General features: G+C 48.6%; 12 protein-coding genes. 10 read left to right on the top strand and 2 right to left on the bottom strand.

What is annotated here, in order from left to right:
* The first annotated feature begins 20 nt into the window (after positions 1–20).
* From flhA to JW881_12460, 10 genes are all read left to right on the top strand, one after another.
* A complete protein-coding gene (gene flhA / locus JW881_12505) occupies positions 21–2,117 on the top strand; it encodes a flagellar biosynthesis protein FlhA (protein MBN1698327.1) in 2,097 nt (698 codons plus the stop codon).
* 67 nt (positions 2,118–2,184) lie between these two features.
* On the top strand, positions 2,185–3,369 hold the full coding sequence (locus JW881_12500; protein MBN1698326.1) for a flagellar biosynthesis protein FlhF: 1,185 nt from the start codon (positions 2,185–2,187) through the stop codon (positions 3,367–3,369).
* Between the two features lie 4 nt (positions 3,370–3,373).
* A complete protein-coding gene (locus JW881_12495) occupies positions 3,374–4,234 on the top strand; it encodes a MinD/ParA family protein (GenBank protein ID MBN1698325.1) in 861 nt (286 codons plus the stop codon).
* Positions 4,235–4,486: 252 nt separating this feature from the next.
* On the top strand, positions 4,487–5,281 hold the full coding sequence (locus JW881_12490) for a hypothetical protein (GenBank protein ID MBN1698324.1): 795 nt from the start codon (positions 4,487–4,489) through the stop codon (positions 5,279–5,281).
* A gap of 26 nt (positions 5,282–5,307) precedes the next feature.
* Entirely contained in the window at positions 5,308–6,093 is a 786-nt protein-coding gene (gene whiG / locus JW881_12485; GenBank protein MBN1698323.1) for an RNA polymerase sigma factor WhiG, read from the top strand.
* Positions 6,094–6,106: 13 nt separating this feature from the next.
* The gene (locus JW881_12480; GenBank protein ID MBN1698322.1) at positions 6,107–8,047 is read left to right on the top strand and encodes a FapA family protein; all 1,941 of its coding nucleotides are present in this window, start codon (positions 6,107–6,109) and stop codon (positions 8,045–8,047) included.
* Between the two features lie 3 nt (positions 8,048–8,050).
* Complete coding sequence (locus JW881_12475; GenBank protein MBN1698321.1) at positions 8,051–8,377, top strand: hypothetical protein; 327 nt, start codon at positions 8,051–8,053, stop codon at positions 8,375–8,377.
* 16 nt (positions 8,378–8,393) lie between these two features.
* The gene (locus JW881_12470) at positions 8,394–8,864 is read left to right on the top strand and encodes a hypothetical protein (GenBank protein ID MBN1698320.1); all 471 of its coding nucleotides are present in this window, start codon (positions 8,394–8,396) and stop codon (positions 8,862–8,864) included.
* 4 nt (positions 8,865–8,868) lie between these two features.
* Positions 8,869–9,486, top strand: a complete 618-nt coding sequence (locus tag JW881_12465) for an Hsp70 family protein (GenBank protein ID MBN1698319.1) — start codon at positions 8,869–8,871, stop codon at positions 9,484–9,486.
* Positions 9,487–10,116 carry a DnaJ domain-containing protein gene (locus JW881_12460; protein MBN1698318.1) on the top strand — a complete coding sequence of 210 codons (630 nt, stop codon included), beginning with the start codon at positions 9,487–9,489 and terminating at the stop codon, positions 10,114–10,116. It begins immediately after the preceding gene.
* Between the two features lie 177 nt (positions 10,117–10,293).
* Here the strand turns inward: JW881_12460 and JW881_12455 are convergent, their stop codons facing one another.
* Together JW881_12455 and JW881_12450 are read right to left on the bottom strand one after the other, a co-directional pair.
* Positions 10,294–12,129 (bottom strand): motility associated factor glycosyltransferase family protein, encoded by a 1,836-nt coding sequence (locus tag JW881_12455; GenBank protein MBN1698317.1) that lies wholly within the window; start codon positions 12,127–12,129, stop codon positions 10,294–10,296.
* A complete protein-coding gene (locus JW881_12450; protein MBN1698316.1) occupies positions 12,126–13,988 on the bottom strand; it encodes a PASTA domain-containing protein in 1,863 nt (620 codons plus the stop codon). The genes JW881_12455 and JW881_12450 overlap by 4 nt, the downstream gene beginning before the upstream one ends.
* Positions 13,989–14,000 lie beyond the last annotated feature (12 nt).

Genomic DNA, 14,000 nt, shown 5'->3' with positions numbered 1-14,000 from the left:
TCACGTGAAAGGAGGAACGTATGGCAGACATCCGTCAGATAACCCGTGATATTTTCAGACAGCCGAGCGATCTCTTTGTCGCAGTCGGCGTCGTGCTTTTCGTCATGATGATCGTGATTCCGCTTCCCGCGTTCGTACTCGATGCCTTTATGGCACTCAACCTTGTCCTGAGTCTCCTGGTGATTTTGATCGTCCTCTATACCAAACATTCCCTGGAGTTTACGGTGTTTCCGACCCTGCTTCTGATTCTTACCGTTTTCGGCCTTGCCATTAATATATCGTCGACGCGGCTTATCCTCGTCGAGGGAAGCCATTTTGACGGAAGGATTGTCAGGGCGTTCGGCACATTCGTCGTCGGGACTACCGGGACCGAGGGGTATGTCATCGGACTGATCATTTTTATCATTATCATCATCGTTCAATTTATCGTCATTACAAAGGGTTCGACGAGGGTCGCGGAAGTCGCGGCACGATTCACCCTTGATGCGCTGCCCGGAAAGCAGATGGCGATTGAATCCGAATACAACCTGGGCCTTATTACTGAGGAAGAGGCCACAAAAAAGAAGAATGAACTCCAGAAAGAGGTTGATTTTTACGGGGCGATGGACGGTGCTTCCAAATTTGTTTCGGGGAACGTGAAGGTCGGAATTCTTATTACCCTTGTCAACATCGTCGGCGGTATGATTGTCGGTGTACTGCTTCACGCGGAGACCATGGATATTGCGGTCAACACATATATCCCGCTCGCGATCGGTGACGGGCTGGTAACGCAGCTTCCGGCGCTTCTCATTTCAACCTCCACCGGTATCATCGTTACCCGTTCGGTTTCCGAATCATCCTTCGGGAAGGACGTGACGGGCCAGTTCGGCAGGCAGGCGAGACCGTACTGGATCGCATCAGCGATTCTCTTTTTACTGAGTCTGCTTCCGGGATTTCCCTGGTATGTCCTCATGCCGCTTTCCGGTCTCATGATTTTTCTCGCGGTTACTCTTTCCCGCAAAATCCTTTCCGATGAAGAGAAGGAAAAGCTGAAAAAGGTGAAGGAAAAGGAGATGGAGGTTCCAAAGGAGATGTCTCCGGTGGTTCCGCTCGACCCGCTTTCCCTTGAAATCGGTTACGGACTCATTCCGCTTGTGGACAAGGACCAGGGGGCGGAACTCCTCAACAGAATAACCCGGATACGGCGGGAATCGGCGTTCGAACTCGGCATTGTTGTGCCCAGGATCCGCATCATCGACAATATGAGGCTGGAACCGCCCGAATATTGTTTCAAGATAAACGGGGTCGAAGTGGGAAAGGGCAAGATCAGGATGGGACATTATCTGGCGATCAATCCGGGCGGAGTAAAAGAAAAAATACCGGGCGAATCGACAAAGGACCCCGCGTTCGGACTCCCCGCGATCTGGATTCTCGAAGAACACCGCGAGCGGGCGGAGCAACTCGGGTATACGGTTGTCGATCCGCCATCCATTATCGCGACGCATTTTACCGAGATTATAAAGCATCATGCCGCAGAAATTCTCGGACGGCAGGGAGTAAAGACGATTTTGGATACGTTGAAAGACGATTATCCGGCGGTGATCGAAGAAGTACATAAAATATTTTCGATAAGCGAGGTTCACAAAGTACTGCAGGGGCTGCTTCGGGAACAGGTTTCGATCAGGAATATCGTTTCCATTCTCGAAACCCTTGCAGATTACGGTGATGTGACGAAAAGTGTCGCGTTTCTTATCGAAAAGGTACGCCAGGCCCTGCGGCGTCAGATATGTCATACCTATGCGGACGATCTGAAGGTGATACGGGTGCTTACCCTTCATCCTGAACTCGAACAGAAGATGATCGATGCGAGGGTGGAAACGAATATCGGGGTGACGGCGGCACTCGAGCCGGGTCTGCAGCGGAAGTGGATAACGGGGTTGCTCGATGCGGTAAAACAGGTACAGGATCAGGGTCTGAATCCCGTTATTCTCTGTTCGGAAGCCGCGCGTGCCGCGGTGAAGTGGAGTGCAAAGAGGGAGATACCGCATCTCGTGGTACTTTCCGTACCGGAGATAACGACGGATATAACGATCGAAAGCCTGGGGGAGATATCACTGGATATCTCATCCGGCGGCTGATGCGCATTCATATTCTTTGAGGGAGTATGTCTGTATTGCGATATCAGAATGAGAGAAGGGGCAGATCATGCAGTATTTTACATTACAGGCTCACACACTGAAGGACGCGATTGATGCCATGAAACGGCAATACGGCGACAAGGCACGTCTCCTCACCCATCGTGTCGTGCGAACCGGTGGATTTATGGGGCTTTTTATAAAAGAGGGAATCGAGATAACCGGTTATTTATCGGATGCGCCTGCGCCACGCCGATACGCAGATGAGGACGAGAAGAAAAAAATTCTCGATGCCGTAAACAAGGAACAGACAATGGCAAAAATACTCAGGGAAATCAAGCAGATCAAGGTACAACTTTCGGGCGGTAGGGATAATACGGCCGTTTCCAATCCCGCGCTGGATCAGGTAAGAGAAATACTTGAATTGAACGATTTCACCCCTTCTTTTATCCGAAAAATTATCGGATCACTGGAGAAGGAGTTTTCGATCGAAGCCCTGAACGATACGGCCGCCTTGAGGCAGAGCGTCCTCCGGCGGATAGGAGAACAAATATTGATTTATCCGCCCTTTCGGTTCAGCAAAAAAAAGCCGATTATATATATAGTTGTCGGTCCGACGGGAGTGGGGAAAACGACGACGATCGCCAAACTTGCCGCGATCTACGGATTGGGCAATAAAAAGCAGCCGGTATCCCAGGTGAGGATGATTACGATCGATAATTACCGGATTGCGGCAAAAAAGCAGATAGAAACCTATGCAGAGATCATGCAGATTCCCGTCAGCTTTGCCGAAACTTATAATGAGTTGCAAAAGGCGATTGCCCTTTATCAGGATGTCGATCTGATTTTAATCGACACGATCGGCAAGAGCCCCGCGGATTACGAAAAACTGGGGGAGATGAAGAGAATTCTCGACGCATGCGGCACCTACAGCGAAACTCATCTGGCGGTAAGCGCGACGACGAAGGCCTCGGATGTGGAAGATATCTTGAGGCAATTCGAGCCGTTTATGTATAAGTCGGTAATTCTGACAAAGCTGGATGAGACAAACAGGATCGGTAATATAATGAGTGTGCTCGCGGAAAAGAGCAAACCGGTTTCCTATATCACCGACGGACAGGTTGTCCCCCAGGATATCGAGGAGGCAACGGTGATGCGGTTTCTCATGAAACTCGAGGGATTGAGAATAGACCGAGATTTTATAGAAAAGGTATTTGGTAAACAGGATGAATGCTATATTAACAATTGGAGATAACAAGATGGGAGATCAGGCACAAAAATTAAGGGAAATAATGCGGAATAACAATCCGGATTCATTGAGGCGGAATACCCGCATTATATCAATTTCAAGCGGGAAAGGGGGGGTCGGAAAGACCAATATTGCCATTAATATCGCCCTCGCGTACGCACAACTCGGCAAAAAAGTCGTCGTCATGGATGCCGATCTGGGGCTAGCAAACGTCAATGTCGTGCTTGGCATTATCCCCCGGTACAATCTGTATCACCTTATCAGAAAACAGAAAAAAATGAAGGAGATTATTCAGGATACGGGATACGGAATCAAGATTGTCGCCGGTGCATCCGGTTTTTCCAAAATCGCGAATCTTTCGGATGATGAACGAAAGAACATTATCGTCGAACTGAGTGAACTTTCGAATGCAGACGTTCTCATTATCGATACCGGGGCGGGTGTTTCGAATAATGTCCTTTCCTTTATTGCCGCATCCGACGATGCGATTATCGTGACGACTCCGGAACCAACCGCGATCACCGATGCGTACGGAATTATCAAAATAATCGCGACAGAAATCGATAACATCAATATCGGTCTCAAACTCGTGGTCAACAAGGTGAAGACGGTAACGGAAGGGAGAAGAGTGGCAGAACGGGTCATCAACATTGCAGGCCAGTTCCTCAATCTGAAAATCGATTATCTCGGTTTTGTCTATGATGATGTTCTTGTCCACAACTGTGTCGTCAAACAAAAACCTTTTCTCCTTGCGGACGCAAAAAGCAAGGCCTCGATATGTATCAAACACATGGTCGGCAGACTCGAGAATATCGAGTACAAGGAGGGAAGCGGGATAGGGGGATTTTTGAAAAAGCTTTTTGTCAAGTGATATCGGCCGCGGGCCGTACGGATAACAAAAGGTTCGTCTTATGAAAGAACAGGGAGGGGGACAGACGAAAAAATTCTTTTTTTATATTAATTACACCAAATTCCGGTTAATTCCTCTGAATATTCACCGTCTCACACAAGAAAATACGGAAAAAATATTCGTAAAGCTGTTATCGACATATTTTAAGGAAATGCTTTTAAACTATCTTGACGGGTTTATATTTTTAATTTATCCTGTAAATAGAGGGACTAAATGATAAACTGGAAAATTGTCGCAGTTTTTGCAGTGTTTGCAGCAGTTTTAGCGATTCTATCCGGAGGTGTCGGGGGTGTTCCGTTCTTCGAGATCATGTTACGCGCTATCATATGGTCGATTGTTTTTGCCGGGTTGGGGGTCGTCCTCAATCTCGTTTTGAATAAATATCTGCCCGAACTTCTGGAAATGACAGGCGGTGAACAATACGGTAAATCCGAAGAAAGCGAGTTTGAAGCGATAATTCCCGAGGAAAACCCTCATGCGAAAGGAGAGCGGAAAAGGAATAATTCTTTGGATGATGATACCGCGGATGTTGATTCGGATGCGGAAGGAATCGAAACCGTTTTGGAACTGGAAGAAGAAGGCGATACGACGTATGCCCAAAACGGTTCGGCTGATACCAAAAGCGGCGAGGTTGATGAGGAAAGCGTCTTTGAATCCGCACCGGATGAAGGGGATATAGCGGAAAAACCGAAAAAGACGGCAGAGGGTATACGGTCTCTTGATTCAACGGACGAGACCATGGATATTGAAGATATCGATGATGAAGACGTACGGTCGATAACGGAAGAACCAATGGAAAAAGACGATCTCGATGAATTGCCGGAGATCGATTCATTTTCAAGCAGTTTTTCCCATGTGGGAGACGAATCGGATGCAGGGACGGAATCATTTGAAGTGAGGAATCCTTTCGGCCGGACCAGGATCGATCCGAAAGTTTCCGAACTTGTTCAGGATCCGTCAAAAACCGCAAAAGCCATTCATACCTGGATTGAGAGGGACAGGGATTGAAAGAAAAAAGGAAGGATGTAAATATTATGGCAGATCCTTTGGAAGGTAAATCTGAAGAAGAACTCTGGCGGCTTTATAAAAATAAAAAAGACCCGCAGATACGGGATATTTTTATAAAGCAATATGCCCCTCTCGTGAAATATGTTGCAGGAAAAATAGCGATCGGAATGCCGACAAACGTCGAATTCGACGATCTGGTCGGATTCGGAGTCTTTGGATTGTTTGACGCAATCGACAAGTTCGATCCCGATAAACATGTCAAATTCAAGACCTATGCCGTCACGCGTATTCGGGGCGCTATTTTCGACGAGTTACGGGCAATCGACTGGGTTCCGCGATCGATACGCCAGAAAAGCAGGGAAGTGGAAGAAACGGTGCGCATGCTCGAGTCACAGCTGGGACGCGTTGCCACGGACGAAGAGATCGCACGGGCGATGAATATGGATGCCGGTGATTTTCAGCAGTTGATTTTGAAAATCAGCGGTACATCGATCCTCTCTCTGAATGATGTGTGGAATACGGGGGACGATAACGACAAAATATCGATTGTGGACAGTATCGAATCGCCTTCAAATCTCAATCCCGACACTATTGTCGAAAAGGAAGAAATCAAGCGGGTTATTATCGAAGCGATTAATGAGTTGCCCGAAAAAGAAAAAAAGGTCCTTGTACTCTATTATTATGAAGACCTTACCCTGAAAGAAATCGGCGAGGTGCTGGGTGTGACGGAGTCACGAATTTCTCAACTTCACACCAAAGCGATCATGAGATTGCGAACCAAACTCACGAGTATAAAGAAGGGTATCGTATAGGAGCACGACTCATATGATCAATTTTTCCCAGCTTCGGGAATACATGAATCAGCAGTTGGAGAAAGACCGGGAGGTAAAATCCATCGAAGTACGCGGGAACTCCCTCGAGGAGGCCCTCAGATCAGCTTCAGTCGAACTGGGAGTACCGATAAATAAACTTAATTATGAAATATTGAACCGGGGAACCAAAGGCGTGTGGGGCGTCGGGAAAAAGCAGTGGGAACTTATCGTCTACGAATCCGCTGAAAAAGTCATGATGCCCGATTTCATAGAAACAGGTAAAAAGGAAATCGGCGCGGATATTCCGGTGATGGAAGACAGGGACGGTGATGTTTTCGTTCGACTTACCCATGACGGTGTATTTTTGAAAGTGACAAAGCCCAGGGGAAAAGGCAAGGTGGCGACGGAAAAACACGCACTCGAGCGAATACATCAACGCGGTGTGACGCGATACGATGTCGGTATTATTTCGCGTGTCGTCAAGAGGGCCGAGGAGAAATACATCCGTATCGGCGAGTTCGATTATAATCCCGTCCATGACGCCTCAATGTCCGTCGATATTATAGAGATGGAAATGAAAGCGGTCATGGAAGTCACGGCCCCCCGTCTGGGCGGCGCCGATCTGACGTATGACAGTATCGTGGCCATTCTCAAAAACAATGGTGTCGTCTACGGCATTCTACATGACGAAATTCGGAAATTCGAAGATTATCCGCAATATAATATGAGGCTCGTCGCGGCAGAAGGTACGAAACCGGTCAACGGAAAGGACGCGCAGATCGCCTATCATTTTAATGTCGAACGGGGCCACATCACCCTCAAGGAAGAAGCGGGAAGGATCGATTTCAAGGAACTCAATCTGATTGAAAATGTGGTAGCGGGCCAGGTACTCGCAAAAAAAATACCGCCTGAAAAAGGAGTAGAGGGACGAACCGTTACCGGCAAGACGATTCCCGCGAAATCGGGGAACGACGTCGATATACAGATCGGGAAGAACGTGAAATTATCGGAAGACGGGATGACCGCGATATCGGAGATCAACGGCCAGGTGATGCTGATCGGTGGAAAAATAAACGTCGAGCCGATTTATATGGTAAGCGGCGATGTCAATCTCCAGACAGGCAACATTCTGTTTCTGGGGACCGTTATCGTCAAAGGAAGCGTCCTCGACGGTTTTTCGATAAAAGCGGCGGGGAATATCGAAATCAAGGGGAACGTCGGCAAATGCAACCTCGATGCGGAAGGCGATATTATCGTTCACCAGGGTATCCTGGGGAAGAACGGCGGGCGTGTGAGAAGCGGTAAAAGTGTCTTCTCAAAGTTCATCGAGCACGCCCACGTGGAGGCTGTGGAGTTTGTCGTCGTGAATGAGGGAATTCTCCACAGCTCGGTCGACGCGAACAGAAAAATAATCTGTTCCGGAAGACGGGCGTCGATCGTCGGCGGAAAACTCAGGGCATCGGAAGAAATCAATGCCAAAAATCTCGGCTCGATCGCCGGTACGGAAACGATTCTGGAAGTCGGCTATGATCCGTCGAGCAAGGAGAAACTGGCCGTTCTCGATAAAAAGAAAACGGATCTGGATAAGGAACTCGAAGAGCTTGAATTGAACATAAAAACCCTCATGAATCTCAAAAAAGTCCAGCGAAAACTTTCTGAGGAGAAGGAGGCGTATCTTTCCGAATTAAGTGAAAAAAGAAACAATATTACCTCCGAACTCGAACGGGTCAACGGTGATATCGATGAAATCAAGTCACATCTGGTCGCACTCAGAAAAGAGGGGAAGGTATCGGCTTCCGAGAGGGTGTTTCCCGGTGTTAAATTATATATACGGGATGCCTATCTGGAGGTGAAAAACGAGTTTAAATTTGTTACATTTATATTGGAGCACAATAATATACGCGTCACCCGCTATGAAGCGGTAGAAGAGGAGTTTAAAAGGAGAATCATCTAGACGATGCCGTTACTTCCGATTGATTTACAGACCATGTTTTCCCATCTGAATCAGGTCGGCAAGGAGCAGGCGATTCAAAAGGATGTTTCACCGCTCCATCAATCACTCCAGGGATCCGAAATAGCAAAAGAAACGATCGATAAAGATGCGACCGTCAATGAAACCCATGATATCGGAGACGGTGTTGAAAAAGTGAATGAAGAAGAGAACAGGAAAGAAAACAGGAATCGGAACAGGAAAAGAGAGAAAGAAAAGGAAGCGTTGAAAAAGGAGCAGAGGAAAATGTTTAGAGAATCTCATCTGGGTCATCATATCGATATTATTGGATAGAAAGCTACGAGTCATTATGGAATACATTCTCATAACAGGCCTTTTCGCGGCGGGATTTTTTATCGTGTATCTGTTTTTGAAACGAACAATAAAAAAACTCGTCAATCCGCAAAAGCTGATCGATAACATCCATTCCGAAGTCAACAAAATAATGGCCGAACTCAACAATATAACAGAGCGGAATATCACCCTCATTGAACAACGCGTACGGGAGCTTTCTGCGCTTCTGGAAAAAGCCGATAAAAAGATCCTCATGCTGCAGCGTGAAAGTGAGAAATACAGCATGAGTAAAAATTACAGCGATATCATTAAAAAGACGCAACAGCAGGGTGAAGCGCAAAACAGGAAAGAGAGCGACGTGAGTATCCGTGAGCGGGTGTTGAAACTCTATTACCAGGGGTTTTCTCCCGCACTGATCGCCGGCCGGATTAATCTGCCGGTCGGTGAGATCGAGCTTATTATTTCTTTGGAAGAGAGAAAAGGATAGGATTGTGAAACTGGAAGAGATCCTTCCTTTTTCAATCGACTGTGAAATCGAAAACGGCGTGTTTGTTCCGCTGCTTAAAAAGGGTACGGCGCTTCCGGCGCGAAAAAGCACGATAGTAACCACGATTTCCGACTTTCAGCAATCCGCAGAAATTCATCTGGTCCGCCGGTCTGACGATGAAACGCACGAAACACTCTGCCGGCTTCTCCTTTCCGGCTTGAAGCAGCTGCCCAAATATAAAAGCAGAATTCGCATCACAGTCACGGCGGGAACGGACGGCCTTCTTCGCGTCACCCTTACCGATTGCGCAGGAAAGACCTCTCTTTCCCAGGTTGTCTGTATGTTCGACGAACAATCTTTTCACTGTACAAACGGGATCATTTATGGTAAAATAACATTGAGAAAGCGGTTGACACAACTCATTACGGAGTTGACGCGGCTGAAAGGAACGATGACCGGCACATCCGATCCGCTTCTGTATGAGGAAATCGAAAGTGCATTAAAAAAAGCGTTTTACGCAAGGACAAACGGATCTTATCATGAACTGGCCGCCATGCATACCATACTGGGAACCTTGATCGGAGAAGTCAGTTCGCGCCTCGAGGGGGAAAGGAATGAGTGAGTGAACGATTACCATCTTTTTAAGGTCCTCGATCTATATCCCGACGCGACACTCGGAGAAGTGAAATCGGCATACAGACGCATGGTGAAACGATTTCATCCGGACAGCGCGCAAAGCACGGGGTCGCCGCTCATGTTCACGACGGTTGTCGATGCATATAAAACGATCCTGTCGCGCATCGGTACGTCGAAAACAAGGTCTCCGTTTACGGGGAACTCCTTTGGCGGCGGCGTTACTCACAAGCCCGGGGCATTCGATCGGCTTTTCGGCTTCGGGAGGCTTTTGGTTTCGAACACGCATCCGGATGTCAAAATCAATGCTGCAAGGAGGATCGGGGAATCGGGGAAAAAAAGCGCCTGGGTTTTTTTGAGAAAGGCACTCCGTGATCAAGACGAGCGGGTGGTCACGGAAGTGGTGGCTGCCGTACGGAAGCTGCGTATACATCAGTCCGTCCATGAATTGTCCGCACTTTTTCTCAGAACAGGCGCGGAAGTAAAGCAGGAAATCCTCACAACGATCAACGCGCTTGGTTATAAAAAAATACTTTTCCGCCTGATTATCATGGCCATGGAAGACACTTCTCAAACGTTGCGCCGGGAAGCGGTCAAACTCTATTTCAAAAATAAATGATCGGCGTGAATAACCTGAATTAACGTTGTCTCAGCGATGCGACCAAAAAAAAACGGTATGCCTGGATGTCGTTTGCACACCGTTTTTATCATGATACATCATAACATTAGTCGTTCTATTCATTGCATCGGCATAATGGCGATAAACTTGAGTCAATGAATGGCGGAGGGCGGACGGTTACTTCGTAAGCGAATCCAGGGCGCGTGAGAGAATCATATGGTGATATCGGGCCGAATCCGATAGCTGCCGGTAGAGGTCTTCCGAGACGGCAAGGACCTCTCGCGCGTCCGAGCGGCCGGTGTTTTCCGAAGCGTGGAGAATTCCCTGAATCACCGGTTGAAGAAGAAAACCGGCAATGATTCGTGATGATTCCGAGCAAATCAACCTGTCGATCCTGTTCAGGGCTTCAATCGATTCCCGTGGGAGCATGTTGGCCCTGATTCCCGCGGAAGCTTTCCGGGTGATGGAGATGCCCTCGGCGGCGACGGATCGGAGTCTGCCGAGGTCTTCACACAAAGATTCGATCGATTGTTTTAATTCGATCCGTCCGGTTTCCTGTTCCAGGGGGGAGCGGGTTGTGATGGCGCGGATTTCCTCAAGGCGTTTATCCAGGTTTTCGCGGATAACGGGCAAATCGAGAAGCTTCCCGACTGTCGATGTGTTCATCCCTTCAATCCGAATTCCTTTCGGTGAAAGATTAAGTGTTTCGGTCTCCGGGTAGATCGCCATCTGTGATTCGAACCACCGTTTGTAAATGAACATTCTCCTGTCCGTAAGGGTGTATTGTCCGTCATTCGCGGTTTCCGGAAAGGGAGACGCTTCCCGCAGATACCGGAACGACATTGTTTCCCCGTTTAGAAACCTGAAAGCGAGCATATGAAAACGCTGTTCGAAAAAAGCTCCTCGAAAGTGCGTCTGTTTCCGGGGATAACCGAGGTCAAGTCCGGCCATAGCAATGGGACAGGCGCCGAACCCCCTCGCGAGGTCCCAGGCGGCGGTCGCGACCGAACCGCCCGCACCGATTACCCCCTTGTGGCCGACTATCGATTCAAAAAATCTTCCGAGCGGGAAAAAGGAACTTGCCAGAAAGCCTTTGCATCGAAGAAGCGTGAAAATTCTGGGATGCGTCGATGACTCCGAGACGAGGATGGTTTTTTGCGGGTCGAGCCAGTCAATATGACGGGTATTCCAGTATTGCGGGTCGACGATGACGAGAAAATCGGGTTCGATACCGCATTCGATGCATGCGCGCAGGGATGTATCGACCGCGATAACGAGCATACGCCTGCTCAATTCGTAAAGGTGGGGCATCACATTGTCCAGGGATGGGCCGGAAGCAAGGACCAAAGCGGGAATACCGGTCATGCGTCCTTTCAGAAGGGAGATACCCGGCATCCCGATAAGGTAATGGATGTTTTTTACAAGGTTTTTTACCCACAACTTGCCGAAACGTTTCAATGTATTCAGATTGATTTCTTTTGCCGAAACCACAGAGCCGATCAGGCCGTCAATCCGGAGAAAATACTCCCGTTCTTGTGTGTAGCGCGATCTGAGTTTTATCATCTGGATTTCGGAAAGGGGTAGTCTTTCAAGGTAAGGGAGAATATCGCCTGGTATCGGGCCGAGGCAGATGCTCACCCGGCGGGAGGCAAGGACGGGGCGGAGGTTTCTTGTTTCCAGGGCCTTGAGGAAGACGGATATATCGGGTTCGACAATCAACACAGGCGTTTCAGGACGCTTTTCAAGAAAAGCCTCGATGTGGTAAGCCAGGCCGAAACCGTAAATGATACAGCAGGAGATGCCGGGAGAAGCGGTTGCACGTTCGGCGAGTTGTGAAGCTTCCTTCACCGGGTTATGGGAACTATGGATATACAGGCCTTTATACCGCATAGTGGGATTTCCCGATGGTGTTGAGAGGATCTCGATCCCCGATGCGGAAACACCCTTAGCGACATGTTTGAGTGACGGATGGAAGCCGTCGATGTATCCGAGATTTGTTTCAAGCAGACTCATTCGAGCTCCAGAATAATCGTCGTGTCAGGACCGACGGGCGTGCCGGGGGGCGGGTTCTGTTTTACGACATAGCCTTCACCCCGGATATGCAGGGTAATACGGGAGTTACTGTATAGTGAAAGAAGAAGCCGCTTCGGCGTTCCCGTCAGATCGGGCATCAGGGAGCCGATCTCAATGATGGGCGGCACGCTGAGTTCAACATTACCCGAATGCCTTACAATCGTATTGTCGTCCGTGGGGAGGTTGAGGACAGGGATAATCTGTTCGATAATCTTTTTCAGTACGGGCGCGGCAATCCTGCTTCCGAAATAATGTTCCCCTTTGGGATGGTCGATAACGATGTATACGATACACTGCGGATCGTCCGCAGGAAAAATACCGAGTATCGAGGGGATAAAATGCGTTGTTGAGATCGAATGTGAGACGGGATCGTATGCTTCTGCGGTTCCTGTTTTTGCCGCGATACGCACACCTTCAACGCGGGCGCCGCGCGCGGTACCGTTCCCCGCGGTCGCTTCTTCCATCATGGCGAGCATGGTTCGTGCGGTCGCAGGGGAGACCGCTGTCCGGACGGGTTCGCGATTGTATTCTTTTATCAGCTTTCCTTCAGGGGATACTATTTTTTTAACGATCAGGGGTTTGAGTATGGTGCCGTCATTGGTCAGTGCGGTCGCCGCCGCGGCCATTTGAATCGCCGAAACGGAAATTTCCTGTCCGAATGCGATGGCCGGTTTTGACCGCCCCGACCAATCTTCGACATCATGAAAAATTCCCGTTGTCTCGCCCGGCAGGGATATCCCCGTTTTATCGCCGAATCCGAAGCGTTTGAGTTGATCGTGAAAGCGGCGTTCGCCGATATGTTCGGATGCAAAAGCGGCGCCGACATTACAGGAGTATTTGATGATACCCGCCGCGGTGATACGGCCGTGAATACCGAGACAGTTGATCGGTTCTCCCGCCCCCTCATAAACCCCGTTACAGGTAAACTCTTCGACGGTCGTGATCGCACCCGCCTCAAGAAGCGATGATATGGTGAAAATCTTGAAAACGGAACCGGGTTCATAGGAAGCGAAGAGGGGCCTGTTTGTCCTTTCCGCATCGGAATATCGTGTGAAATCGTTCGGATTAAAATCCGGAATCGATACCGAACTGAGAATTTCACCCGTTTTTGCGTTCATGACAAGGATCATGACGGCATCCGCATCGTTTTCGGCGTACACTTCGCGCGCAATTTGCGTGACCAGAAACTGTATATTGATATCGACGGTAAGAAAAAGCTGGTTTCCATACACGATATCGATTCCGCTATCGGACATTTTTGGGGAAAGTTCTTCGTCAAATGCGAGTTCGACACCGTCGAGTCCGTTATTGTCGATATCGACGTATCCGATAATGTGGCATGCGAGTCTGGATTGCGGATAACTGCGTGCGAACTCTTCATCAAGGTTGATACCACGCAGTTTTCCTTGTGATTTGATTTCAGCTATCTTTTCCGATTCGGTGGGGGTGACCTTTCGTTTGATGAAAACATATTTCCTCGTCGTGCCGGTGAGGAGGTTGAGAATGTGCTTTTCACTCATTCCGAGTACATCCGCGAGAATGCGGGCGGTTTCTTCAGTGTTATCGAGATAGGGTATCCAGGCGGATACCGATTTCAGTTTTGTCTGTATCGCCAGAATTTTACCATTCCTGTCGAGAATCGGTCCCCGTTCGATTGCAGGTTGTGTTGCCGGATCCGTATGCAACCTTTCCGAAGGGAAAAGCATGATGGACCCAAGACGTATCAGAAGGGGAATAATGAGAAGCGAGAGAAAGATAATGTAGATGAAAAGCCTTTTTTTGCCTTCCGTTGTATCCATTATAAGGATTTT

It is taken from the genome of Spirochaetales bacterium (assembly GCA_016930085.1).
In the GTDB taxonomy this organism is placed as follows: domain Bacteria; phylum Spirochaetota; class Spirochaetia; order SZUA-6; family JAFGRV01; genus JAFGHO01.
Note: the sequence above shows the minus strand (reverse complement) of the source record. Positions and strands in the feature narration are given on the sequence as shown.